This window comes from Azonexus sp. IMCC34842 (assembly GCF_050368855.1).
Taxonomy (GTDB): domain Bacteria; phylum Pseudomonadota; class Gammaproteobacteria; order Burkholderiales; family Rhodocyclaceae; genus Azonexus; species Azonexus denitrificans_A.
In genome coordinates this window covers 3,627,427-3,652,500 of sequence record NZ_CP178449.1, presented here as the reverse complement: position 1 = coordinate 3,652,500, position 25,074 = coordinate 3,627,427, and the positions used below count along the sequence as shown (strand labels likewise).

The window sequence follows — 25,074 nt, the reverse complement described above, 5'->3', positions numbered from 1 at the left end:
TGGCGAGTTGTTCATGGTGACGGCAGCCTGCCTGGAGTTCATCCGCAAATTTGACACATCGGCACCGGTCGCCGAGCCGTCGGAGTCGGAGAGCGGTAAAAACGATGAGGAAGATGGCGATGACGAGGGGCGTGACCTTGCCGAGGCGGGCGACGACTGGATGGCCGAGCAGGGCTTCGACTCATTCAAGTCTTGATTCATTGGCAACTAGCATCCCGGCGCAATACAGAATTCGATCCATTGAATAAGGCATGACATGACACATCCAGTCGTAGTTAGAACAACCCAACTGATTCTCGCCGGCGACCTGAAAGGTGCAGAAACGGCGTTGGCCGCGATTGCCGAAACCGAAGGCGATGATGCTTTGGTCACCGTGCTCAATGATGTTCCGCCAAAGGATCTGCTGGCCATCATGCGGGGCTTTGATGGCTCCAAGCAGTCGGTGGTCAATCTGGTGGTAACGCCGGATCAGTTCGCCCGGGCTGTCGTTCTTGAATCCCGCTACCGTGACGAAACCCATGCCGCCTTGCGCGGCATGATGAATGCCGTCCTCTACCGCGACGATGAGCTGACCGTCGAATACCTTGAGGCGATCGGCGAGATGGACGGCGGCTACGAGGTGCTGGCCAATTACTTCGGCGAACGGGACGACGAACTGCTGGCATTTGCCATGTCGGGCGAGTTCTCGGAAGACTATAACGCCGAGCGTGGCCTGGAATCGAGATCGATCTCCTGGCTTAACGAGAAAATCCATGAAATCGACGAGGCTCTCCACGAAGGGGACTCGATTACCGCTTCGCGGCCCAAGGTGACGCGCTCGGAAACCTCCGACCATGACTGGATGGAAACCGCCTGGCTGTTGCGCTACGAGCTGTCGGATATTTTTGAGCAGATCGTCATTACCTTGCGTGATCGTCTGGCGCATCGCGTTGAAGATCTTGAGGAAACCGCGGTGATTGAGAGTCGGCCAGGCACCGTCGCCTCGGCCGATGAAGAGGAATCGGCGCTGTAACGGAGCTAGCCAATGACAAAATCAGTTGCCACTGTCGATGCGCGTCCATTCTTCGAGAAAGCCGTTCGCTACGGCCTCGACCAAGGCCTTCTGTCCCAGGACAACATGAGCCGGATGGCCGCGGAAGCGCCCAAGGGAATCGTCCAGATTGCCGACTATTTCGGCACGGCTTATTTGCGTACCGATCTGGAGAGTGCTGCGACCCGGATGGCGAACCTGATCAGCCTCTATCTGGAAGACTCGGCGAACGGCGACTTGCGTGCCGCAGCAATCTCCTTGTGCGACAACTCGCTGCTCTCCCATTCGCGCGGCGGCTCGGAAATGTTAAAGCGCTTGCATGCGATGCCCGGGGAAACCAGCCTGCATTCAAGGAAAGTCGATCCGCTGGCGCAGAAGCTGTTCGTCAATGAGCGATCCTTTGCTTTCCCGATCGGTGTTGCCAGCTACCGGGAACAGGTTAGGCAATGCCAGGCCAACCAGATGCGGATCGATTTTGCCCGTTGGCTAGCCCGTCAGATGAATGTAGAGCAGGACGAGTACGAGGATTTCAGTGCCGAGGAAGTCATTCGTTCGGCGATGCTGGTCCTCTTTATTGGCGGCAAAGCACTGGAAATGCCGTCAAAGAGCCAATTCGTCGAGCTGCTCGGGACGCTCCGCAAGAAGACCTTCAAGCCCAGGCCGGCCGCGCTTGATTCCTTCCTGCGCGATGCCCCGGAGGCGTTCGATGAACTGACCCGCCAGGCCATGCAGGGGTTTATCGACGACGTGGTGCCGCGCCTCAAATCGACGGAAAAATCACCGGATGAAATCCTGCACGCCGAAGCGCAAGGGGCTTTCTTCATCCGTGAGGTGGCGGAAGAGGATGTCGTGGCCTACGACAAAATCGTTGCCCGGGAGTGGGTTCGGATTACCAAAGGCAACGCCGATGATCCGGCGGTGCTGGCGACCATTTTTCTCAACGTCGCCACGGGACATCCGGCTAAGGCCAGTGCCCTGCTTAAAGAGGCGAAAGCGATTATCCAGTCCTACCGCGCGCAGGGATTCGATTCGAATGCCGTGCTGAAATTCGTCGATGACTTCGCCCCATTCGAGCAGCGCGAAGATCTCAAGGCAATGTGGTTGCAGGACTTGTTGCCGGATGCCGAGGTGCATCTGGCCGACAACGACCCGCAGATGCCGGATGCCTTCATGGAGCGAGCCCTGCGGTATTTCAAGCAAAACTGCGTTGGCGCCTGGAAGGGAAGCAGCCGCTAGCGGCTGTTTCCGGTTGTTTTCAGGATTGCGCCGACGGCGGTGGTGGGAGCCGCGGTGAGGCCTCAGGCGGCCGTCGTCAGCTCGGCTGGCTCGAACAGCGAGCGGATGGTGACGCGGCGGATCGCCGGATTGTCCGGGATCGCATAGATCACATCGGTCATCATTTCCTCGAAGATGCCACGCAGGCTGCGCGCCCCGGCCTTGTATTCGATGGCCAGTTCGGCGATTTGGCGGAAAACTTCGGTTTCGATCTGCAATTCCACCCCATCAGCCTGCAGCATGGCAGTGAACTGCCTGGCCAGCGCGTTGCGCGGCTCGGTCATGATGCGGATCAGCATGTCCTGACTGAGGTCATGCAGCCGGGTGACGATCGGCAGGCGGCCGGCGAATTCCGGGATCAGGCCGAATTCGAGCAGGTCGGTCGGCTTGATCCGGGCGTTCAGGCGTTCGAGGATCTGCTGGTCGTCGCCATCCGAAGTCGAGATGAAGCCGAAGGTATGCGTCTTGGTCAGGATGCGCTCCATCCCGACGAAGGCGCCGCCACAGATGAACAGGATGTGCGTGGTGTCGATGTGACGGCCATCCCTGAGGCGGACCGGGGCGCCTTCCATGATCTTGAGCAGGGCGTGCTGGACGCTTTCGCCCGAAGTGGCACGGGCCTGGCCGCCGATGGCTTTCAGCTTGTCGACTTCATCGACGAAGACGATACCGCGCTGGGCGCGCGCCAGATCGCCTTCAGCCCGGTCGACCAGGCGGTGCAGGATGGCTTCGATTTCGTCGCCGACGAATTGCGTCTGGGCCAGCGAGGTGGCATCGGCGGTGACGAACGGCACGTCGAGAATGCGCGCCAGCGTTTCGCAGAGCAGGGTCTTGCCGGTGCCGGTCGGGCCGATCAGCAGGATGTTGCTTTTGCTCAGTTCGACGCTGTCGAGGGCGGCATTCGCTGTCATCCGCCGGAAATGCGTGTAGATGGCGACGGCAAGCGTGCGCTTGGCGCTGTCCTGGCCGATCACATGCTCGTCGAGCCGGTGGACGATTTCGCTGGGTTTGAGAAGGGAGGGCATCAGGGCTTCCGCTATTCCGAAGGCCCCGATGCTATGCCCGATGTGGGTGCCCGGTAAAGGCTGGTGACGTGCCGTCGCCGTTCAGTTCTTTTCCGGTAGCACGATATTGACTTCCAGTACCTCGTAGCGGTCCTGTTTTTCCAGCGAGACGCGGATGTCGTCCGGGTTTACGTTGACGTACTTGGAGATCACCGCGATCAGTTCGCGCTGCAGGTCGGGCAGGAAGTTGGCGCTACTGCCGCCGCCATCGCGTTCATGGGCGATGATCAGTTGCAGGCGCTCCTTGGCCAGATGGGCGGTTTTCGGCTTGTTGCCGAAGAGCATGGAAAGCAGCGACATGTCACTTGCCTCCGAACAGGCGCTTCAACAGGCCCGGCTTGACGAAATCGACGAAGCGCAGCGGCTTGTCTTCGCCGAGGAAGCGGGCGATTACATCCTGGTAGGCTTCGGCGGCATCGGTTTCCTTTTGATGGATGACCGGGGCGCCCTGGTTGGAGGCCTGCAGCACTTCTTCCGATTCCGGAATGACGCCGATGATCGGCACCCGCAGGATTTCCTGGATGTCCTTGTAGGACAGCATTTCGCCGGCTTCGACGCGATTCGGGTTGTAGCGCGTGATGAGCAGGTGTTCCTTGACCGCCTCGCGGCCTTCGATGGCGCGGCGCGACTTTGCTTGCAGGATGCCGAGGATGCGGTCGGAGTCGCGTACCGAGGAGACTTCCGGGTTGGTGACGACGAGCGCTTCGTCGGCAAAAGTCAGTGCCATCACGGCGCCGGATTCGATACCGGCCGGCGAGTCGCAGACGATGTAATCGAAGCCCTGATGTTCCAGCTCCTTGATGACCTTCTCGACGCCTTCCTCGGACAACGCATCCTTATCGCGCGTCTGCGAGGCGGGCAGCACGTAGAGGTTGTCGCAGTGCTTGTCCTTGATCAGCGCCTGGGTCAGCGTCGCTTCGCCGTTGATGACATTGATCAGGTCATAGACGACGCGGCGTTCGCAGCCCATGATCAGGTCGAGGTTGCGCAGGCCGACGTCGAAGTCGATGACGGCCGTCTTGAAGCCGCGTTGCGCCAGGCCTGTGGAAAAGCTGGCGCTGGTGGTGGTCTTGCCGACCCCGCCCTTGCCGGAAGTAACGACGACGATTCTGGTCACGATGATTTCTCTTTGGATAGGTTGTTTGAATGGGTTGGTTAGCGGAGAGCCAGCGGCGCGACGGTCAGACGTGCTTCGCCGCCTTCTTCGCTCAGGCTGATGGTGGCAGGCTGGCGCGCCAGTTCGGCGGGGACGCCTGCTTCGAAAGTCCGGTACAGGCCGGCCACGGAAACCAGTTCGGCTTCTAGGCTGGTCGTGAAAATGCGTGCCGTCTTGTCGCCGCTGGCTCCAGCCAGGGCCCGGCCGCGCAGCGGGGCATAGACATGGATGTTGCCGTCGGCGATGACCTCGGCGCCGGCGCTGACCATGGCCATGACGATCAGGTCGCTGCCGCGGGCATAGAAGCGCTGGCCGGAACGCAGTGGCTTGTCGAGGGTGACGGTGCTCGGTGCCGCTTCGCGGGCCGCTGGCGGAGCCGGCTCTTGCGGCGCGGCAACCGGGGCAGGCGCGGGCGTCGGCGCCGGTTCGGCCGGCTTGGCGCGCGGCGCCCGGCTCAGCGCATCGCGGCCGAGCGGTGGCAGGCCGGCGGCAGATGCCGCGGCGGCCAGTGCTTCCGGCAGGCCATGGGTCGCCACGGCGGTCAGGCCCGAACTGCGAAACAGCTGGCAAATCTGCCCCCAGTCGGCACTTTCCGGCAGGTCCTCGGCATTGCTGAAATCGAGCACGGCCAGCTCGTCCTCGAAGAAATCCGGGCTGTTGCCGGTCAGTTCGCCCAGTGCGGCATGCAAAGTGGCGAAATCGGTGGTCCGGAGCTGAGTCTGGATGATCTTGAGCGTCGTGCCCTTGAACTGAATCGGTGAATCTTTTGCCATGCCTGCTGCGTGTCTAGCGGAGAGGTCGCGATTATCCCACAGGCCGGCAGCAGGAATGAATATTGACCATTTCACGCCGTTGCCAGGCCGCCTGACGGTCCATGAAAATTGCGATGGCATGTGCTTTGCGGTGACCGGCATGGCTCTGGTGCCTCCCTCTGTCGCGCCGAACCCTGTGCGATCGAAGGTAAAATGTCGGTTCGATTGAATTATCGGCGACGCCGTTGTTTGCGGCGTCACCGATGCGAACCCGATTTTCCCTTGCTGGAACCTCTCCCATGCTACAAAAGCTCTCTTCTTTCGCTGGCATTCCGGGCCCCGTCGTCATTATCGTGATGGACGGCTATGGCATTCCCCAATCCGCTGCGGGCAGCGCCATTGCGGCGGCCCGCAAGCCGACCCTGGATCGCCTGTTCGCCGATTTTCCGAACATTCGCTTGCGGGCGCACGGCACCGCGGTCGGCATGCCGTCGGACGACGACATGGGGAATTCCGAGGTCGGCCACAATGCCATCGGCGCCGGCCAGGTCTATAGCCAGGGCGCATCACTGGTTGCCGATGCCATCGCCAGCGGGGCGCTCTGGCAGGGCGAGGCCTGGCAGCAGATCGTTGCCGGCGCCAAGGCCGGGCGCGGTGTGCTGCATTTCATCGGTCTGTTCTCCGACGGCAACGTGCATAGCCATATCGATCACCTGAAGGCGATGGTCGTCCAGGCCAAGGCCGAAGGCGTCAAGACGGTGCGTATTCATGCGCTGCTCGACGGCCGCGACGTGCCGGAAACCAGCGCGCTCGACTACGTCGTGCCGTTCGAGGCCTTTCTCGGCGAAATCAGTGGTGACGGCTTCGATGCGCGGATCGCCTCCGGCGGCGGCCGGCAGTTCATCACGATGGATCGTTACGATGCCAACTGGAGCATGGTCGAAAAAGGCTGGAAAACCCATGTGCTCGGCGAGGGGCAGCAATTCGCCAATCCGACTGCAGCGGTCAACGGCCTGCGCGAGCAGAATCCGGGCACCATCGACCAGGACCTGCCGGCTTTCGTCATTGGCGAGAACGGCAAAGCGATCGGCACCGTCGAGGATGGCGACTCGGTTGTTTTCTTCAATTTCCGTGGCGATCGCGCCATCGAAATCAGCCGGGCCTTCGAGGAAAGTGCGTTCGACAAGTTCGACCGGGTTCGGACGCCGCGCGTCACCTACGCCGGCATGCTGCAATATGACGGCGACCTCAAGCTGCCGGCCCGTTTTCTCGTCGCCCCGCCGGCCATCCGCAACACCATGGGCGAATGGTTCGGCAAGGCCGGCCTGACCCAGTTCGCCTGTTCCGAAACGCAGAAGTTCGGCCACGTCACCTATTTCTGGAACGGCAACCGCTCCGGCAAGTTCGAGGGCGAAACCTGGCAGGAAGTGCCGAGCGATGTCGTCCCCTTCGAGCAGCGGCCGTGGATGAAGGCGGCCGAAATCGCCGACGCGATGATCGCCGCGCTGCAGTCGGGCCAGTACAAGACCTTGCGCTGCAACTTCGCCAATGGTGACATGGTCGGGCACACCGGCAATTTCCGCGCGGCAACGATGGCTATCGAGGCGGTCGACCTGTCATTGGCTCGGGTGCTCCAGGCGGTCGATGCGGCCGGCGGCGTGGCGCTGATCACCGCCGATCACGGCAATGCCGATGAAATGTACGAACTCGACAAGAAGACCAAGGAACCGGCCCGGCACAAGGACGGCAGCTTTAAGGCGAAGACGGCGCATACGCTGAATCCGGTGCCGCTGATTCTTTACGACACGGTGAGCGGCGGCAAGTTGGGATTGAAGCAGATGGGCACCGCCGGCCTGGCTAATCTAGCGGGCACAGTTGCCAACCTGTTGGGGTTGGAGAAGCATCCGGCTTGGGAGGAGAGTCTTCTCGACTTCCGTTAGGCTGATCTGCAAATACAAAGGGCATGTACCGTTAGGTAGCATGCCCTTTTCCCCCGAGCGGGTAACTGAAGTGCCAAATGCGGCGGTCAGTCCTTACCGGTCTGAAGCTGCTGTTTAGGCGGCCTTGCGACGCTGGCGGAGCACCATGCCAGCCAGGGCGGTACCAAATAGCAGCAATGCGCCCGGTTCGGGAACATTGTTGATTTGTCCTCGGTCGCCGATCACCATGTCGTCGAAGCCGAAGCGGTCGCTGCTGCTGGTGTTGCGAATGGAGACGTTGGAGTAGGTTACGCCAGTGTCGATGAAGCCCCAGAACAGTACATTGCCGTCGTTGATTCCGCCCGCATTCTGGATGATATTGAAAGTGGTGACATTGTTCAGTGTGTCGGTCAGGGAGACGACGAGGTCGCCACCGCTATCGGAAATATCTGTGCCGTAGAAGCCGAAAGCCGAGATTGGATTGAGCAGAAAGTTGATTGACAGGGTGGAGCCGAAGCCGGCATCCAGATGCATTGAGGGCGATGTTGAGAATTGGCCGACGGGATTGCTGTTCGTCGCGATAACTGTGCCGCCGATGGAGCTCAGTGTCGCACTCAGATTGCCGGATGAGCCCGGGAATGAGAGTGTCAGCGGAGACGATTGACCATTGGCGAAAGCTGAGAAGCTTTCATTGCCGACCGAGGTCAGGCCATTCAGGAAGTTGGTGCGGGCAGTTACGGCGTTGCCACCTACCGGAACAACGCCACCTGGGGTGGTATCCACTCCATAGTAGGTGACTGGAGCAGCAAGGGCTGCTCCGCTGCAGCCGAGAAGTGCTGCTGAAAAAAGCAGTGACCGTGATGATCTCTTGAACATTGTAAACCCCCTTGATTAGTCAAACCGTCTCGGTTTGGAATTGGTTTCTGTGTTAAAGCATAAATCGGGCCACAATGCAGGTTATTGATTCGATATGCGGTTGGCGATGATGATCAAGTATTGTGTAAAGAAATTCGACAGCAATCAGATGTGCGATCGGAGCGAGCGTTCTGTCACGAGGCGACGACTGTTTCTCACATCTTTGCCACGCAGTTGCGAGTGATACTTCGTTATTTTCAGAGTATCGCTGTTGGGAATGCGGGTGTTTCGATGTATGCCGGCCTCGCTACAATCTCCGCCTTGAATTGTCTTCAGGCGAGATCCCTATGTTCGACCAACTCCTTTCTCCCGAAATCTGGATTGCTTTCTTCACGTTGACCGCGCTGGAACTGGTGCTCGGTATCGACAACATCATTTTCATCTCGATTCTGGTCGACAAGCTGGCCAAGGAGAAACAGGAGCTGGCCCGGCGCCTCGGCCTGTTTCTCGCGATGTTCATGCGTATCGGCCTGCTGCTGGTCCTGTCGTGGATTGTCGGACTGACTGAGCCGGTGTTGACGCTGTTCGACTTTGCCGTCTCCGGGCGCGACCTGATCCTGATTGCCGGCGGCCTGTTCCTGATCTGGAAGAGTACCGGCGAGGTGCACCAGTTGCTCGAGGGCGAGGAGGGCGGCGAGTCGCGCAAGGTGGCGTCGAGCTTCGCCGGCGTCATCGCCCAGATCATCGTCATCGACCTGGTTTTCTCGCTGGATTCGATCATTACCGCCGTCGGCATGGTCAGCCAGGTCGGCGTGATGATCGCCGCGGTGGTCGCCTCGGTCGGTCTGATGATGCTGTTTGCCCGCTCGATCGGCGAATTCGTCACCAATCACCCGACGATCAAGATGCTGGCGCTGTCCTTCCTGGTCGTCGTCGGCGTCGTGCTGATCGCCGACGGCTTCGGCCATCATGTGCCGAAGGGTTACATCTATTTCGCCATGGCCTTCTCGGTCGGTGTCGAAATGCTCAACATCCGCATGCGCAAGAAGGGCATCAAGCCGGTCGATCTGCGCGAGCCTTACGTGCGCGAAACCGAGTCTACCTAAGCGCTCCTGGCCTGCCGCGCCTGACGGTGCGGCAGGCGTTAGCTTGATCCGGCCAGCTTGCCGGCCCATTTCTGCCGGTAATGGGCCGGCGCCATCCCCGTCCATTCGACAAAAGCCCGATAGAAGGCCGAGGTGTCGGCATAGCCGAGGTCGGCGGCGACCTGGGCGATGGGATCGCGGCTTTTGGTCAGCCGGGCCAGCGCCATGTCGCGGCGCAAGGCGTCCTTGATGGCGCGAAAACTCGAGCCTTCCTCTTCCAGCCGACGATGCATGGTGCGCGGTGAGAGGTGCAGGCGGTCGGCGATCTCGTCGAGACCGAGCGTCTCTGGCAAAGCCGCACGCAGCAGGTCGCGGACACGGGTGACCATTTCCCGGTCACGCCGGTAAAGGGTGGTCAGCTTGCCCGGGGCGCCGTCGAGGAAGCTGGCGAGAGCCGCCTCGTCGCGGCGGATCGGCAGGTCGAGCAGGTTGGCGTTGAAGCTGGCGACCAGCGTTCCGACGCCGCCCGGCACGGTCGGGGCGAAGCGGGAGTCCTCGGTGAAAATCAAGGCGTAATCGGCTGAATGCGGCGGGCGGCGGTAGGGAAAGATCACGCTATCGAGCGCCAGGCCGCGCCCGGCCAGCCAGCAGGCCAAGCCGTGCAGCAGACGGAGCAGCCATTCGAAGGCGAAGACGCGCCCCGGATCGTCCGGGGCGACGGCCAGCCGACGGCTTTCGCTGATCACCAGTTCGGCCTGACCGTGGTGACGGCGGATGCTGAGCGTCAGGTCGGGCAGCACGATGTGCAGGAAGCGGCAGGCGCGCTGCAGCGCTTCGGCCAGGGTCGGAGCGCTGATACAGCCGCGGCAGAGGAACTCGAAGCTGCCGATCCGCATCGGCTGGGCGAACAGGCCGAAACCCTCGTCGTCCAGTTCGCGGTTGATCCGGTTGTAGAGCGCGGCGTAGCGCTCGATCGGAATCCGGCTGGCGGTGTCTGCAATATCGATATCGGTGGCGGCCAGCAGCGGGGCCGGGTTTCTGCCCTGGCGCTGCAGTCCGGCCAGCATGCCGGTGACAAAGCCCATGGCGACAGTGGTTTGGCTGCGCATCGGGGCGTTCGGATTGGTGCGATGCAGCATTGATGCTGTTCCCAAGTGGACGACCGCAGCACTTTATCACCTTGGCGGAATTTGCACGATTATCGTCATTCGCGACAATGGCATGGTCGATAAAGCGGCATACCATGGCGCCTTTCCCCAGTTTTGATGAGGCATCGCTCCCATGACCGATCTTTCCGTTGCCAAGAAGCTTTCCCCGTACAAGCCGAAAAACAAGGTGCGTTTCGTCACCGCCGCCTCGCTGTTCGATGGTCACGATGCCTCGATCAACATCATGCGCCGCATCCTGCAATCGACCGGCGCCGAGGTGATCCACCTCGGCCATAACCGCTCGGTGCAGGAAATCGTCAATGCCGCGCTGCAGGAAGACGCCCAGGGCATCTGCATTACCTCGTATCAGGGCGGCCACGTCGAGTTCTTCAAGTACATGATCGATCTGCTGAAAGCCAATGGCGGCGAGAACATCAAGGTCTTCGGTGGCGGCGGCGGCGTCATCGTGCCATCCGAAATTAAGGAGTTGCATGCTTATGGCGTGACCCGCATCTATGCGCCGGAAGATGGCGTCCATATGGGCTTGCAGGGCATGATCAACGAGGTCGTGCAGAACGCCGACTTCGATCTGGCTGAAGACGGTGTGCCGACGGCCGACGAGGCGCTGGCCGGTCTCAAAGCTGGTGACAAACGCCTGCTGGCCCGCCTGATCACGCTGCTGGAAAACGGCGAGGCGCCGGCGCTCAAGGAGCCCTTGCTCAAGGCCGCCGCGGCGTTGACCGTGCCGGTGCTCGGCATCACCGGTACCGGCGGGGCCGGCAAGTCCTCGCTGACCGACGAACTGGTCCGCCGCTTCCGCCTCGACCAGAACGATGCTGTCAAGATTGGCCTGATTTCCATCGACCCGTCGCGCAAACGCACCGGCGGTGCGTTGTTGGGCGACCGTATCCGGATGAACGCCATCGAACATCCGAACATCTTCATGCGTTCGCTGGCGACCCGCGATACCGGCAGCGAAATTTCCGTCGCGTTGCCCGAAGTGATCGCTGCCTGCAAGCTGGCCGGTTTCGATCTGGTGATCGTCGAAACCTCTGGTATCGGCCAGGGCAATGCAGCCATCGTGCCCTTCGTCGATATTTCGATGTATGTGATGACACCCGAGTTCGGCGCCGCCTCGCAGCTGGAAAAGATCGACATGCTCGATTTCGCCGATTTCGTGGCGATCAACAAGTTCGACCGCAAGGGTTCTGAGGATGCGCTGCGCGATGTCCGCAAGCAGTACCAGCGCAACCGCGAGCTATTCACCACCCCGACCGACGACATGCCGGTGTATGGCACGCAGGCCGCCCGTTTCAACGATGACGGGGTGACCGCGCTGTACCAGGCGCTGGTCCCGACTCTCGCCGAAAAGGGTCTGCAACTGGCGCAAGGCAAGCTGCCGCGGGTTACCGTCAAGCAGTCGTCCAGCCAGCGCGCCATCGTGCCGGCCCAGCGCGTCCGCTATCTGGCCGAAATTGCCGATGCGGTGCGTGGTTATCACGCCCACACCGACGAACAGGTCAAGCTGGCTCGCGAGCGTCAGTCGCTGAGCATTTCGGCCGCCCTCTTCAAAGGCTGCGACAAGCCGACCGCCGACTTTGACGAAATGATTGCCTGGAAAGATGGCGAAATCGATCCGAAGGCCAGAAAGCTGCTCGACATGTGGCCGGACACCGTGGCCGCCTATGCCGGCGACGAATACGTTGTGAAGATCCGCGACAAGGAAATCCGCACCCAACTGGTCTCCGAATCGCTGTCCGGCACCAAGATCCGCAAGGTGATCCTGCCGAAGTTCGGCGATGACGGCGAAACCCTGCGTTTCCTGATGAAGGAAAATGTCCCCGGCTCCTTCCCCTACACCGCCGGCGTCTTCGCCTTCAAGCGCGAGGGCGAGGATCCGACCCGGATGTTCGCCGGCGAGGGCGATGCCTTCCGCACCAACCGCCGCTTCAAGCGCGTTTCCGAAGGCATGCCGGCGCATCGTCTCTCAACCGCTTTCGACTCGGTGACGCTGTACGGCTGCGACCCCGATGAACGGCCGGACATCTACGGCAAGATCGGCAATTCCGGCGTCTCGATCGCGACGCTCGACGACATGAAGGTGCTCTACGACGGTTTCGATCTGGTCTGCCCGACCACTTCGGTGTCGATGACCATCAACGGCCCGGCGCCGATCATCCTGGCCTGTTTCTTCAATACCGCCATCGAGCAGCAGCTGGTCAAGTTTGTGAAGGACAACGGCCGCCAGCCGACCGAGGACGAAGCCGAGAAAATTCGCGAATGGACTTTGGCGAACGTGCGCGGCACCGTGCAGGCCGACATTCTGAAGGAAGACCAGGGGCAGAATACCTGCATCTTCTCGACCGAATTCGCGCTGAAGATGATGGGCGATATCCAGGAATTCTTCGTCCATAATCAGGTGCAGAACTTCTACTCGGTGTCAATCTCCGGCTATCACATCGCCGAAGCCGGGGCCAATCCGATCAGCCAGCTCGCCTTTACGCTGTCGAACGGCTTCACCTATGTCGAGAGCTATCTGGCGCGCGGCATGCATATCGACGACTTCGCGCCGAACCTCTCCTTCTTCTTCTCCAACGGCATGGACCCGGAATACTCGGTGATCGGCCGCGTCGCCCGGCGCATCTGGGCGATTGCGATGAAGAACAAGTACGGCGCCAACGAGCGCAGCCAGAAGCTGAAGTACCACATCCAGACCTCTGGCCGTTCGCTGCACGCCCAGGAGATGGACTTCAACGACATCCGCACGACGCTGCAGGCGCTGATCGCCATCTACGACAACTGCAACTCGCTGCACACCAATGCCTACGACGAAGCGATCACGACGCCGACGGAAGAGTCAGTGCGACGCGCCATGGCCATCCAGCTGATCATCAACCGCGAGTGGGGCGTCGCCAAGAACGAAAACCCGAACCAGGGCGCCTTCGTCATCGACGAACTGACCGATCTGGTCGAGGAAGCCGTGATGAAGGAATTCGAAGCCATCGCCTCGCGTGGCGGTGTGCTCGGGGCCATGGAAACCGGCTATCAGCGTGGCAAGATCCAGGAAGAGTCGATGTTCTACGAGCACAAGAAACACGACGGCTCCTACCCGATCATCGGTGTCAATACCTTCCTCAATCCGAAGGGCATGGCGCAGCAGGAAATCGAGTTGGCCCGTTCGACCGACGAGGAAAAGCAGGGGCAGATCAAGCGCTTGCGCGACTTCCAGGCCCGTAATGCGGCCCAGGCGCCGGCTATGCTGGAAAAACTGAAGCAGACGGTGATCGAGGACGGCAATGTCTTCGCCGTGCTGGTCGAGGCGGTGAAGTGTTGCTCGCTTGGCCAGATCAGTACCGCGCTCTACGAAGTTGGCGGCCAGTACCGGCGCAGCATGTAAGGAAACCCCCGAAAGGGGAACAGCAACCCGAACCCGATAGGGTGGCGGAGACAAAACGGACGGCGAGGCGATGAACCTCGCCGTTTTTATTTGCGGTTGTCGCTCGGAGAGTCCTTGTGGCGCCCTTCTCGACTCGTCTTTATCTACTTCGAGGATTACTATCCGCAAAGTAATAATCCGAACTGATTAGGGAGAACTAATGACTATTGCCAAACGTTTGGCTATTTTGATATTGGTGGCTGTCGCAGGCTTGGTTGTGGTTGGCTCGTTTGGCCTGCGTCAGATGGGGGCGATCAATTCCAACCTGCAGTATGCGCACGAGAATTCGATTCCGAGCATTCGCAAGGTGGCCAACATGGAGAGCAGCTTCCTCCGACTGCGCGTTGCGGTTCTGGGATATCTGCTGAGCAGCGAAGAACAGCGTCCGACTTACGAAAAGCGCATTGAAAACAGCAAGCAGGATCTCGAACTACATCTGCGCGATTACGAGAAGCTGATCAGTGACGACAAGGACAAGCAGTACCTGGAAACCAGCAAGGGGCTGGTCAAGGATTACCTGCCGCTGCTCGATAACGCCATAGTTGCGACCAAGGCCGGCCAGCCGGACAAGGCCAAGTCCGGCATGGGGCAGGCTGGTGAGCTGTCGAAGAAAATCGGCGAGAACATCGAGGCGCACGCCAAGTACAATGAAACGCTGGCCGAAGGGGAAGTGCAAAAGGCTGCCGACGCATACTCCAGCGGCAAGGTTGTTTCCATCATGGTGATTTTGCTGGCCACCGCCGTGACCGGATTGATGGGCTTCATGCTCTACCGCCATGTAACGACGTCGCTCGGCGGCATGGTCGCCATCTTCTTGCGTATCGAAAGCTCGCTCGACTTCACCGGTCGTCTGCCGATCAAGGGCGACGACGAAGTGGCCAAGGCCGGTGGTGCCTTCAACCGTCTGCTCGATCGCCTGCAGGGGAGCCTGCAGGAAATCGCCCGCCACACGACGGGCGTCAATTCTGCCGCCAACCGGGTGGCGACCTCTTCCAACCAGATGTCGATTGCCTCTTCGCACCAGAGCGAAGCAGCCTCCAGCATGGCTGCCACGGTCGAGGAAATGACGGTCAGCATCAACCACGTTGCCGACCGGGCGCGGGAAGCCAACGGTTTGTCGGTGTCGTCGGGCGAGCAGGCCCAGCGCGGCGAAAGCATCATCGGGCAGACCGTGGTCGGCATCAATGGCATCGCCGAAACGGTGCGCAGCGCCGCCGAGCAGATTTCCCGCCTGGAACAGCAGAGCGAGCGCATCAACCATGTTGTCTCGGTGATCAAGGAAGTGGCCGACCAGACCAATCTGCTGGCGCTCAATGCCGCCATCGAGGCGGCGCGGGCCGGCGAGCAGGGCCGGGGTTTCGCGGTGGTGGCCGACGAGGTACGCAAGCTGGCTGAGCGGACTACCCAATCGACCCAGGAAATCGGCAAAACCATTGCCGAAATGCAGACCAGCGCCCAGTCGGCGGTACAGGGCATCGGGATGGTGGTGGAAAAGGTCGAGGCCGGCGTCAGTAGCGCCGAAGAAGCCAATGTGGCGATCCAGGCGATCGGCAGCAGTTCGCGTCAGGCGGTCAATATGGTCGGCGACATCAGCGATGCGATTCGCGAGCAGAGCGTGGCGAGCACCAGCATCGCCCAGCAGGTCGAGCAGATCGCCCAGATGTCGGAAGAAAACAGCTCGGCGTCGAGTTCCACCTCGGAAACAGCCGGCGAACTGGCTCGGCTGGCTGCCGAAATGCATCGGGTGGTCGCCCAGTACCGGGTCTGATGATCCCTTGAAGCGCCAGTCCCCCAGCCGGCTGTTCGGTGCAAGGGGGCGGCGACGAAACAGACGGCGAGGCGATCAACCTCGCCGTTTTTCATGGTGCATGGCAATCGTCCGGATTTTGTCGCAGAATCGAAAATCACTCATTTTCTTAGCTTGCCGGGAGTTGCGATGCGCCATCACGATGATCTTGCCTTGAGTCTGCAACGCAACCGCCTCACCCGTCGCCAGGTACTCGGGTTGTTCGGGGCGGCCGCTCTGTCCGGCTGCGCCAGTTCGCCGGTCGGCGGTGGCGCCATCCTGGTCGGCATGAGCGAGGACGAGGAAAAGAACGTCGATAGAAAGGTCGCGCCGCAGCAGTTCTCCCAGGATCTCGGGCCGGTCCAGGATGCCTCGCTCAATGGCTACCTGGGCAGTGTCGGCCAGCGGCTGGATGCCAACACGCATCGGCCGCAAATGCCGTATTCCTACCGTGTGCTCAACGCCAATTACGTCAATGCCTACACCTTTCCCGGCGGGGCGGTGGGGGTGACGCGTGGCATTCTGGTCGACCTCGACAACGAGGCCGAACTCGCCGCCTTGCTCGGCCACGAACTGGGTCACGTCAATGCCCGTCATGCCGCGCAGCGCCAGGGTCAGGCGATGGTTACCCAGATTGCGGTCAGCGGCGCCAATCTGATCGGCTCAGCCGCCGGTTACGGCGGCCTGGTCGATCTCGGGACCAAGCTCGGGGCCAGCGTGCTGCTCTCCAGTTATTCCCGCGACAACGAGCGCGAGGCCGATGCGCTGGGCCAGGAATACATGGTGCGCGCCGGCTATCCGGCCAGTGGCATGGTCGGCCTGCAGCAATTGCTGGTCGATCAGCAGAAGGAAGCGCCGAGCATGTTGCAGACGATGTTCGCGACCCACCCGATGAGCAGCGAGCGGCGCGATACCGCGAAACAGCTGGCCGAGAGCAAGTACGCCGCGACCAACAAGCGCGAGGTCGGGCGCGAGCGCTTCATGGACAACACGGCGGCGCTGCGCCGCATCAAGCCGACCATCGAGGCCTGCCAGAAAGGCGAAACGGCGATGGCGGGCAAGCAGTACGGCAAGGCTGAGGAGCAGTTCCGGGCGGCGCTGAAGAGCACGCCGCGCGACTATGCCGCCAATCTGCTGATGGCGAAATGCCTGTCGGTGCAGGAGAAGGATGCCCAGGCGCTGGAATATGCCCGGACGGCAACGGCGATCTATCCGCAGGAAGCGCAGGCCCACAAGCTGGCCGGCGTGCTGGCTCTCGGCCAGCGTGATCCGGCCGCGGCCTACGAGCAACTCGATCGCTATGACCGTCTGCTCCCCGGCGAGGCGGGGGTTACCTTCCTCAAAGGCATCGCCCAGGAAGGCATGGGCAACAAGCAGGAAGCGGCCCGCCTGTTTTCGAGCTATCTGACCCAGAGCAAACAGGGCAAGGCGGCGGAGTATTCGCAAAGCCGCCTAAGGAGCTGGGGCTACCTGAAGTAGCCCCGGTCTGTGCCCCTGGCTGGCGCGATTATTCGGCGCGCCGCCGACGCCGCCGGGCGGCCAGCGGAATCAAGCCAAGGCCGGCCAGCAACAAACCGCTGGTCGCCGGTTCCGGCACGCTGGCCAGCGACATCTGGCCGCCATCCTGCACGGTGAAGGCGAATGATGAAGCGACGTAGGGGCTGCCGTTGCAGCCGGCGCCGCCATAGCCGGCCAGGCCGCAGACGATTTCGGAAAGCAGCAGGGCGTCCGGCGTTGTCGTCTGGTTGAAGACGCCGAGTTGCATCAGCACATTGTCGGCATTGGCCAGATCATTGCCGGCCGCGTCGAACAAATAGCCGGAGCGCAGCGTACCGGCGTCGAGTCGGGCGCTCAGATTGACCATTCCGTTGCTCGCTATGCCACCGGCGAAAATGCTGAAGCTAGCCAGCGGCGTACCATTGTCGGCCCCGTAGGTGCCGGTCGCGCTGGCGAAATCGAAGTTCGGATCGGCATACAGGTTGATGCTGCCCGTATTGAAATGGAGGGCAAAGGGATTGGCGAATAGACCGTTGCCGGCCACCGAGTAGACCACGGTGATTTCCTGGGCGCCTGGTAGCGCAAGGCGGTAGGCGCCATGCTCGGTAAAAGTGAAGTCCGTCTCACTGGTCGGCTGTCTCTGGACAAAACCGACGCCACCGACTGTGACCTCGGACACGGCTGTGGCGCCGCTGACGCCAAGGCCCGAAGGGTTGATCTGCCAGGCCGGGGCCGCTTGGGCGATCGGCGCGGCGAGCGCCAGAGCTAGGATGCACAACCCCTGTTTGATGCGGTTTGCCGTTCTGCCTTGCGTCATGAATTTCCCCCTAAGTAGGTTTGTGGTGACCATTGGGCCGAATGCCATCGATTAAACCAAATGGCATAAATCGGGTGCCGGAAAACTATAGGGCATCCGGTGTTGGCGACAAAGCCTTTTCGGGGGAAATCGGGCTTGCGGTCGGCCGGTGGCCGCTCCGCTCAGTCGCCGAAGCTGCGCAGGCCGTCGAGGTCGAGGACGTTGATGCCGCCGTACTCGCTGCGCACCAGGCCGGCATCTTCGAGCACTTTGAGCGCCTGATTGGCGCGCTGCCGCGAAACCCCGGCCAGGTAGCCGAGCTCTTCCTGCGAAATTTGCAACAGGCGGTTGGTGCCCGGGTAGAGCACCGGGTTGAACAGGGCGGCCAGGCCGCGGGCGATGCGGGCATCGGTGTCGAGCATGCGCTCGTTTTCGATCATGCCGATGAACTGGCCGAGGCGTTCGTTCAACTGGGCGACCAGGTAGCGATTGAACGGAATGCTGTGGTCGAGCAGCCAGTTGAAGGTGGCGCGATTCATGAAGGCGACGCGGGTTTCGCGGATCGCCATGACGTCGTAGCGGCGAACCTCCGTCTTGAGCAAAGAGCCTTCGCCGAACCAGCCGCCGGAGCTGATGCCGGTCAGCGAGGTGGTCTTGCCGGTGGTCCAGTGGCTGGCCATCTTGCCCAGGCCGTTGATGATGCCCATCCAGTAGTCGACCGGTTCGCCCTTCATGCAGATGAAGGCGCCGGCCGCGAAGGTGCGCTCGCTGGTGCCGGCCAGTGCTTTGAGCATTTCTTCTTCGGTGAGGGATCGCCCCCACAGGGAGGTGCGCAATAGTTCTTCGGCGTTCTTCAATTTATTTCCTGGATTGTCTGCCGGATGACAATTATAAGCCCCGGCTGTGCCTACACTGGGCCGCGACAATCTGTGATCGTTGTGGTGCGCTGCAAGGTTTGTGTAAGGCTATCGTGCCCACAATGATTCAAACGAACGTTAGACCGCGTACCTAAAAACGCGGCAAAGAGGAGACTAAAGAATGCCCAGGCAGGCGAATTTTGCTTCGCTGGATGGTTTGCATACCTTCCCGCGATTACTGTTTCATCATGCCCAGACGCGGCCCGATGCCCCGGCCATGCGCGAGAAGTATCTCGGCATCTGGCAAACCTGGACCTGGTCCGATGTCGCCGAGCGCGTCCGGGCGCTGGCTTGCGGCCTGGCCTCGCTCGGTTTCAAGCGCGGCGACAATCTGGCGATCATCGGCGACAACCGGCCGCATCTCTACATGATGATGACCGCCGCCCAGTGCCTGGGCGGTGTGCCGGTACCGCTCTACCAGGATGCGGTGGCCAGCGAAATGCTCTTCGTGCTGCAGGATGCCGGCATCCGCTTCGTCGTCGTCGAGGATCAGGAACAGGTCGACAAGATGCTGGAAATCCAGGATCAGGTGCCGACGCTGGAACACATCGTCTATGACGATCCGCGCGGCATGCGCCATTACAGCCAGCCCTTCCTGCACGACATCCATGAACTGATGGAGATGGGTCGGATTCACGACCGCAATCACAGCGATTTCTTGAATGCCGAAGTCGAGCAGGGCCATTTCGACGACGTTTCGGTGATGCTCTATACCTCGGGCACGACCGGCAAGCCGAAAGGGGTCTGCCAGACGCACGCCGCCTTCATTGCCGCCGCCCAGGGCGGGGTGCAGGTCGACAAGCTGGGGGCGGATGGCGACATCCTCTCCTACCTGCCCATGGCCTGGGTCGGCGATCACCTGTTCTCCTACGCCCAGGCGCTGGTCGCCGGCTTCACCATCAACTGTCCGGAATCCGGCGAGACGGTGATGACCGACCTGCGCGAAATCGGCCCGACCTGCTATTTCGCCCCGCCGCGCGTCTTCGAGAGCCTGCTGACCTCGGTGATGATCCGCATGGAAGACGCCGGCCCGCTGAAACAGAAAATGTTCCATTACTTCATGGCAGTCGCCAAGCGCTGCGGCGCCGACATTCTCGACGGCAAGTCGGTCGGTTTCGGCGATCGTCTGCAGTACTGGCTCGGCAACCTGCTGGTCTATGGTCCGTTGCGCAACGTCCTCGGCATGAGCCGCATCCGCGTTGCCTACACCGCCGGGGCGGCGATCGGGCCGGAACTGTTCCGCTTCTATCGCTCGATGGGCGTCAATCTGAAGCAGTTCTACGGCCAGACCGAAACCTGCGCCTATGTCTGCATCCAGCCGGACGGCGCGATCAAGTTCGACTCGGTCGGCCAGGCGGCTCCCGGCGTCGAAATCAAGATCGCCGACAGCGGCGAGGTGCTGGTCAAGGGGCCGATGCTGCTCAAGGAATACTACAAGCGCCCCGATGCCACCGCCGAGGCGATCAACGTCGATGGCTATTTCATGACCGGCGATGCCGGCTTCCTCGACGAGGACGGCCACCTGAAGATCATCGACCGGGCCAAGGACGTCGGCAAGCTGTCGAACGGCGCGATGTTCGCCCCGAACTACATCGAGAACAAGCTGAAGTTCTTCCAGCACATCAAGGAAGCTGTCTGCTTCGGCGACCAGCGCGACATGGTCTGCGCCTTCATCAATATCGACGTCGGCGCGGTCGGCAACTGGGCCGAGCGGCGCGGCATCTCCTACGCCGGTTATGCCGACCTGGCCGGCAAGCCGGAGGTGCTGGAACTGATCCGCGAGTGCATCGAGCAGATCAATGCCGAACTGGTCCATGACACGATGGTCGCCGATTCGCAGATCCATCGTTTCCTGGTGCTGCACAAGGAACTCGATCCCGACGACGACGAACTGACGCGGACGCGCAAGGTGCGCCGCGGCTTCGTTGCCGAGAAATACAAGGTGCTGATCGACGCGCTCTACGCGGGCAAGACCAATCAGTTCATCGAAACCGAGGTCAAGTTCGAGGATGGCCGGCGCGGCAAGGTGTCGGCCGACCTGAAGATCATCGAAGCGAAAACCTTTCCGATCGTGAAAAAGGCTGCCTGAACATGAGCAAAAAAATAGGCGACGTCATTCTCGACCTGCAGAACATTTCCCTGCGTTTCGGCGGCGTCAAGGCGCTGACCGACATCTCCTTCGACGTCCGCGAACACGAAATCCGCGCCATCATTGGCCCGAACGGGGCCGGCAAGAGCTCGATGCTGAACGTCATCAACGGCGTTTACCACCCGCAGGACGGCAAGATTTTCTGGCACGGCCAGGAGCGCAAGAAGATGGAGCCGCACATGGCGGCCCGCCAGAACATCGCCCGCACCTTCCAGAACATTGCCTTGTTCAAGGGCATGACCGTGCTCGACAACATCATGACCGGGCGGATCACCAAGATGAAGTCGAACTTCATCGAGCATGCCCTGTGGTTTGGCCGGGCCCGCCAGGAAGAGCTGGCGCATCGCCAGAAGGTCGAGGAAGTGATCGATTTCCTGGAAATCCAGCACATCCGCAAGACGCCGGTCGGCCGCCTGCCCTATGGCCTGCAAAAGCGCGTCGAGCTAGCCCGGGCGCTGGCCGCAGAGCCGTCGATGCTGCTGCTCGACGAGCCGATGGCCGGCATGAACGTCGAAGAGAAACAGGACATGTGCCGCTTCATCCTCGACGTCAATGACCAGTTCGGCACGACCATCGTGCTGATCGAACACGACATGGGCGTCGTCATGGATATTTCCGACCGCGTCGTCGTGCTCGACTACGGCAAGAAGATCGGCGACGGCGTGCCCGACGAAGTGAAAAACAATGAGGATGTGATCAAAGCCTATCTGGGCGCTGGTCACTAAGGAGACGGGGAGATGAATTTTTTCTTTGAAGTCCTGATCGGCGGACTGCTCTCGGGGGTCATGTATGCCCTCGTGGCGCTCGGCTTCGTGATGATCTACAAGGCCTCGGGCGTCTTCAACTTCGCCCAGGGCGCAATGGTCTATATGGCGGCGCTGTCGGTGGTCGGCTGCATCGAGAAGGGGGCGCCGCTGTGGCTGGCGATCATCCTCGCGTTCGGCATCATGACGCTGTTCGGCATCGCCACCGAGAAGTTCGTGCTGCGCAAGCTGGTCAACCAGCCGCCGATTTCGCTGTTCATGGCGACCATCGGTCTGGCCTTCTTCATCGAAGGCCTGGCCCCGATGATCTTCGGCAGCGACCCGCGGGCCCTGGAACTGGGCATCGTCGATGAGCCGATTCCCTGGATCCTCGACAACTGGAACATGGTCATTTCCAAGTTCGATCTGGTGGCGGCCGGCGTGGCTGCCGTGCTGGTCGCGACGCTCGCCCTGTTCTTCCAATACACCCGTATCGGCCGGGCCCTGCGCGCTGTCGCCGACGACCATCAGGCGGCCCTGTCGATCGGCATTCCGCTGCAGCACATCTGGGCCATCGTCTGGGGCGTCGCCGGCTTCGTCGCGCTGGTCGCCGGCATGATGTGGGGGGCGAGAAACGGCGTGCAGTTTGCGCTCACTTTCACCGCACTCAAGGCGCTGCCGGTTTTGATCCTCGGCGGCTTCACCTCGGTCCCGGGGGCGATCGTCGGCGGCCTGATCATCGGCGCCTCCGAAAAGCTGGCGGAAATCTACATTCCGCCGGTCATGCAGGATCTGTTCGGCGGCAATTTCGGCGGCATCGAGGGCTGGTTCCCGTATGTGCTGGCGCTGCTCTTCCTTCTCGTGCGGCCGGAAGGCTTGTTTGGCGAGAAGCACATCGACCGCGTGTAGCGCCGCAGCTTCTGCTCCGCGACCAAAGACTAGCGACTAAGGACTAATAAAACATGCTTTACCGTGAAGCCGGTCAATTCAAGACCACCTACGCCGCCGACCAGCAACTGTTCCCGATCCGCCAGGACCGCATCGGGGTCATCGTGCTGCTTGCCGTCGCTTTCCTCGGGGTGCCGTTGTTGGCCAGCGAATACTGGTTCTCGGCCATCCTGATTCCCTTCCTGATTTTCGCCCTGGCGGCGCTCGGCCTGAATGTACTGACCGGTTATGCCGGCCAGTTGTCGCTCGGTTCGGCCGCCTTCATGGCGGTCGGCGCTTACGCTGCCTACAATTTCCAGTTGCGGGTCGAAGGCATTCCGCTGCTGGTTTCCTTTGTCCTGGCCGGCCTCACCGCCGCCGGGGTGGGCATCCTGTTCGGCCTGCCCTCGCTGCGCATCAAGGGTTTCTATCTGGCGGTGGCGACGCTGGCGGCGCAGTTCTTCATCGTCTGGTGTCTGACCAAGTTCCCCTGGTTGTCGAACAACTCGTCGTCCGGCGTGATTTCGACCCAGAAGCTGATCATCTTCGGTCATGAGCTGACCACCCCGGTCGAGAAATACCTGCTGGTACTGTCCATCGTTGTCGTCATGGCGCTGGCCGCCAAGAACATGGTCCGCTCATCGACCGGCCGGGCCTGGATGGCGGTGCGCGACATGGACGTCGCCGCCTCGGTGATCGGCATCCGTCTGATGCCGACCAAGCTGCTCGCCTTTGCCGTCAGTTCCTTCTACTGCGGCGTGGCCGGGGCGCTCTACGCCTTCTGCTACCTCGGCTCGGTCGAGCCGGACGGCTTTTCGCTCGAGATGTCGTTCAAGATCCTGTTCATGATCATCATCGGCGGTGTCGGTTCGATCATGGGCAGCTTCCTCGGCGCCGCCTTCATCCTGCTGCTGCCGATCTTCCTCGATGTGGCTCTGCCCTTCGTCGCCGATCTGTTCGGCCTGCCTTTTGCCAGCGCCACCGTGTCGCATATCCAGATCCTGGTGTTCGGTGCGCTGATCATGTTCTTCCTGATCGTTGAGCCGCACGGGCTGGCCCGTCTGTGGCAAATCGCCAAGGAGAAACTGCGTCTGTGGCCGTTCCCGCACTAGGAAGGGCTATTGTCCAAGCGGCGGCGGCCCCGTCGCTTTTCTGTAAATCTGGAGGAGACATTCAATGATCAAAAAATTCAAACCCGCCCTCGCCGCTGCTGCGGTGTCCCTGGCCCTGCTGTCGCAAATGGCGGTCGCCGCGGAAGAGCAGTTCTTCCCGCTGATCGACTACCGCGTCGGCCCCTACGGCTCGAACGGCCAGGCCTTCTATGGCGGTTTCATCGACTACCTGAACTACGTCAACATGAAGGAAAAGGGCGTCAATGGCGTCCAGATGACCTGGGAAGAGTGCGAAACCGAATACAACAACGCCAAGGGCGTCGAGTGCTACGAGCGCCTGAAGAGCAAGGCTGCCAAGTCGGCCGGCCCGATCCACACGATGTCTACCGGCATCTCCTACGCCCTGGTCGACAAGTCGGCGCAGGACAAGCTGCCGCTGGCGATGATGGGCTACGGCCGGACCGATGCGGTGGACGGCTCGGTCTTCCCCTACGCCTTCCCGCTGGTCACCACCTACCAGATGCAGGCCTCGGCCATCGTCAAGTTCATCAAGGACAAGAATGCCGGCAATCTGACCGGCAAGAAGATCGTCTACCTGTATCACGACTCGGCCTATGGCAAGGAAGCCATCATCGCGATGGAAGCCGAAGCCTCGCTGAACAAGTTCCAGCTGGTACAGATTCCGGTCGCCCACCCGGGCAACGAGCAGGGCGCCCAGTGGCTGAAGATTCGTCAGGAGAAGCCGGATTACGTCGTGTTCTGGGGCTGGGGCGTGATGAACCAGACGGCGCTGAAGGCGGCCCAGAAGGTCGGCTACCCGCGTGACAAGATGATCGGCTCATGGTGGACCGGTTCCGAGGAAGACGTCATCCCGGCCGGCGAAGCCGCCAAGGGCTACATGGCCGCGACCTGGAACGTCGCCGGCAAGCAGGTGCCGGTGATTTCCGACATCGAGAAGGTGGTCTACGGCGCCAACAAGGGCAACCTGCAGGACAAGGCCAAGATCGGCACCGTTCTTTACAACCGCGGCGTTTCCGCCGCCGTGCTGTCGGTCGAGGCGATCCGCAAGGGCCAGGAAAAATACGGCAAGGGCAAGGCGCTGAACGGCGAGCAGATGCGTTGGGCGCTGGAAAACCTGAACATCACCGAGGCCCGCCTGAAGACGCTGGGCGCCACCGACCTGTTGCCGGAAATCAAGACTTCCTGTGACAACCACGAAGGTTCCGGCAAGGTGAAAGTCCAGCAATGGGACGGCGCCAAGTGGGTGCCGGTGTCCGGCTGGATCGAAGGCAACAAGGCGCTGATCCACCCGCTGTTCCAGGCCTCGGCGAAGCAGTACGCCAAGGAAAAGGGCATCACGCCGCGTGATTGCAGCAAAGAAAAGTAATTAGTCGGTAGTCGTTAGTCGCTAGCCGGGGCTCTTGCTC

At 61.2% G+C, this 25,074-nt stretch carries 21 protein-coding genes (1 of these 21 only partly in view); 13 read left to right on the top strand and 8 right to left on the bottom strand.

Annotated features, from left to right (window positions below; genetic code table 11):
* The 3 genes in view from ACLIKD_RS17325 to ACLIKD_RS17315 are tightly spaced (at most 60 nt apart) and all read left to right on the top strand, a layout consistent with a single transcriptional unit that may run on beyond the window.
* Positions 1-196 carry the end of a hypothetical protein gene (locus ACLIKD_RS17325; RefSeq protein WP_428826002.1) on the top strand. It extends 338 nt beyond the left edge of the window, so 196 of the gene's 534 nt are visible here — the last part of the coding sequence; its start codon lies off the left edge, out of view; the stop codon is at positions 194-196.
* Positions 197-256: 60 nt separating this feature from the next.
* The gene (locus ACLIKD_RS17320) at positions 257-1,012 is read left to right on the top strand and encodes a hypothetical protein (protein WP_428826001.1); all 756 of its coding nucleotides are present in this window, start codon (positions 257-259) and stop codon (positions 1,010-1,012) included.
* A gap of 12 nt (positions 1,013-1,024) precedes the next feature.
* The gene (locus tag ACLIKD_RS17315; protein WP_428826000.1) at positions 1,025-2,266 is read left to right on the top strand and encodes a hypothetical protein; all 1,242 of its coding nucleotides are present in this window, start codon (positions 1,025-1,027) and stop codon (positions 2,264-2,266) included.
* Between the two features lie 62 nt (positions 2,267-2,328).
* Here the strand turns inward: ACLIKD_RS17315 and clpX are convergent, their stop codons facing one another.
* The 4 genes from clpX to minC form a co-directional block, all read right to left on the bottom strand.
* The gene (clpX, locus tag ACLIKD_RS17310) at positions 2,329-3,330 is read right to left on the bottom strand and encodes an ATP-dependent Clp protease ATP-binding subunit ClpX (protein WP_428825999.1); all 1,002 of its coding nucleotides are present in this window, start codon (positions 3,328-3,330) and stop codon (positions 2,329-2,331) included.
* A gap of 81 nt (positions 3,331-3,411) precedes the next feature.
* A complete protein-coding gene (gene minE / locus ACLIKD_RS17305) occupies positions 3,412-3,669 on the bottom strand; it encodes a cell division topological specificity factor MinE (RefSeq protein ID WP_226418067.1) in 258 nt (85 codons plus the stop codon).
* 1 nt (position 3,670) lies between these two features.
* Positions 3,671-4,486, bottom strand: a complete 816-nt coding sequence (minD, locus tag ACLIKD_RS17300; protein WP_226418068.1) for a septum site-determining protein MinD — start codon at positions 4,484-4,486, stop codon at positions 3,671-3,673.
* A gap of 38 nt (positions 4,487-4,524) precedes the next feature.
* A complete protein-coding gene (gene minC / locus ACLIKD_RS17295) occupies positions 4,525-5,298 on the bottom strand; it encodes a septum site-determining protein MinC (RefSeq protein ID WP_428825998.1) in 774 nt (257 codons plus the stop codon).
* 278 nt (positions 5,299-5,576) lie between these two features.
* Between minC and gpmI the strand changes: the two genes are divergently transcribed.
* Positions 5,577-7,217: a 2,3-bisphosphoglycerate-independent phosphoglycerate mutase gene (gpmI, locus tag ACLIKD_RS17290; RefSeq protein WP_428825997.1), complete on the top strand. Its 1,641-nt coding sequence runs from the start codon at positions 5,577-5,579 to the stop codon at positions 7,215-7,217.
* 114 nt (positions 7,218-7,331) lie between these two features.
* Here gpmI and ACLIKD_RS17285 read toward each other — a convergent pair whose 3' ends face one another.
* Entirely contained in the window at positions 7,332-8,072 is a 741-nt protein-coding gene (locus ACLIKD_RS17285; protein WP_428825996.1) for a PEP-CTERM sorting domain-containing protein, read from the bottom strand.
* A 326-nt stretch (positions 8,073-8,398) separates the two neighbouring features.
* On the opposite strand from ACLIKD_RS17285, the gene ACLIKD_RS17280 reads away from it, so the two are divergent.
* Positions 8,399-9,157, top strand: coding sequence for a TerC family protein (locus ACLIKD_RS17280; protein ID WP_428825995.1), 759 nt, complete (start codon positions 8,399-8,401; stop codon positions 9,155-9,157).
* A 38-nt stretch (positions 9,158-9,195) separates the two neighbouring features.
* Here ACLIKD_RS17280 and ACLIKD_RS17275 read toward each other — a convergent pair whose 3' ends face one another.
* Positions 9,196-10,275 (bottom strand): AraC family transcriptional regulator, encoded by a 1,080-nt coding sequence (locus ACLIKD_RS17275; RefSeq protein ID WP_428825994.1) that lies wholly within the window; start codon positions 10,273-10,275, stop codon positions 9,196-9,198.
* 142 nt (positions 10,276-10,417) lie between these two features.
* Here ACLIKD_RS17275 and icmF point away from each other — a divergent pair, with 142 nt between their 5' ends.
* The 3 genes from icmF (at position 10,418) to ACLIKD_RS17260 (ending at position 16,985) form a co-directional block, all read left to right on the top strand.
* Positions 10,418-13,681 (top strand): fused isobutyryl-CoA mutase/GTPase IcmF, encoded by a 3,264-nt coding sequence (gene icmF / locus ACLIKD_RS17270; protein WP_428825993.1) that lies wholly within the window; start codon positions 10,418-10,420, stop codon positions 13,679-13,681.
* Positions 13,682-13,880: 199 nt separating this feature from the next.
* On the top strand, positions 13,881-15,488 hold the full coding sequence (locus ACLIKD_RS17265; protein ID WP_428825992.1) for a methyl-accepting chemotaxis protein: 1,608 nt from the start codon (positions 13,881-13,883) through the stop codon (positions 15,486-15,488).
* A 168-nt stretch (positions 15,489-15,656) separates the two neighbouring features.
* Entirely contained in the window at positions 15,657-16,985 is a 1,329-nt protein-coding gene (locus ACLIKD_RS17260) for a M48 family metalloprotease (RefSeq protein WP_428825991.1), read from the top strand.
* A 28-nt stretch (positions 16,986-17,013) separates the two neighbouring features.
* On the opposite strand, the gene pepA is transcribed toward ACLIKD_RS17260, so the two are convergent.
* On the bottom strand, positions 17,014-17,820 hold the full coding sequence (gene pepA, locus ACLIKD_RS17255) for a flocculation-associated PEP-CTERM protein PepA (RefSeq protein ID WP_428825990.1): 807 nt from the start codon (positions 17,818-17,820) through the stop codon (positions 17,014-17,016).
* Between the two features lie 161 nt (positions 17,821-17,981).
* Positions 17,982-18,656 carry a Crp/Fnr family transcriptional regulator gene (locus tag ACLIKD_RS17250; protein WP_226418078.1) on the bottom strand — a complete coding sequence of 225 codons (675 nt, stop codon included), beginning with the start codon at positions 18,654-18,656 and terminating at the stop codon, positions 17,982-17,984.
* A gap of 181 nt (positions 18,657-18,837) precedes the next feature.
* Here ACLIKD_RS17250 and ACLIKD_RS17245 point away from each other — a divergent pair, with 181 nt between their 5' ends.
* The 5 genes from ACLIKD_RS17245 (at position 18,838) to ACLIKD_RS17225 (ending at position 25,034) form a co-directional block, all read left to right on the top strand.
* A complete protein-coding gene (locus ACLIKD_RS17245; protein ID WP_428825989.1) occupies positions 18,838-20,805 on the top strand; it encodes an AMP-dependent synthetase/ligase in 1,968 nt (655 codons plus the stop codon).
* Positions 20,806-20,807: 2 nt separating this feature from the next.
* The gene (locus ACLIKD_RS17240; RefSeq protein ID WP_226418080.1) at positions 20,808-21,590 is read left to right on the top strand and encodes an ABC transporter ATP-binding protein; all 783 of its coding nucleotides are present in this window, start codon (positions 20,808-20,810) and stop codon (positions 21,588-21,590) included.
* A 12-nt stretch (positions 21,591-21,602) separates the two neighbouring features.
* Positions 21,603-22,517, top strand: coding sequence for a branched-chain amino acid ABC transporter permease (locus ACLIKD_RS17235; RefSeq protein WP_226418081.1), 915 nt, complete (start codon positions 21,603-21,605; stop codon positions 22,515-22,517).
* A gap of 53 nt (positions 22,518-22,570) precedes the next feature.
* Complete coding sequence (locus ACLIKD_RS17230; protein ID WP_226418082.1) at positions 22,571-23,647, top strand: branched-chain amino acid ABC transporter permease; 1,077 nt, start codon at positions 22,571-22,573, stop codon at positions 23,645-23,647.
* 64 nt (positions 23,648-23,711) lie between these two features.
* Complete coding sequence (locus ACLIKD_RS17225; RefSeq protein WP_226418083.1) at positions 23,712-25,034, top strand: ABC transporter substrate-binding protein; 1,323 nt, start codon at positions 23,712-23,714, stop codon at positions 25,032-25,034.
* The last annotated feature ends 40 nt before the right edge of the window (positions 25,035-25,074 follow it).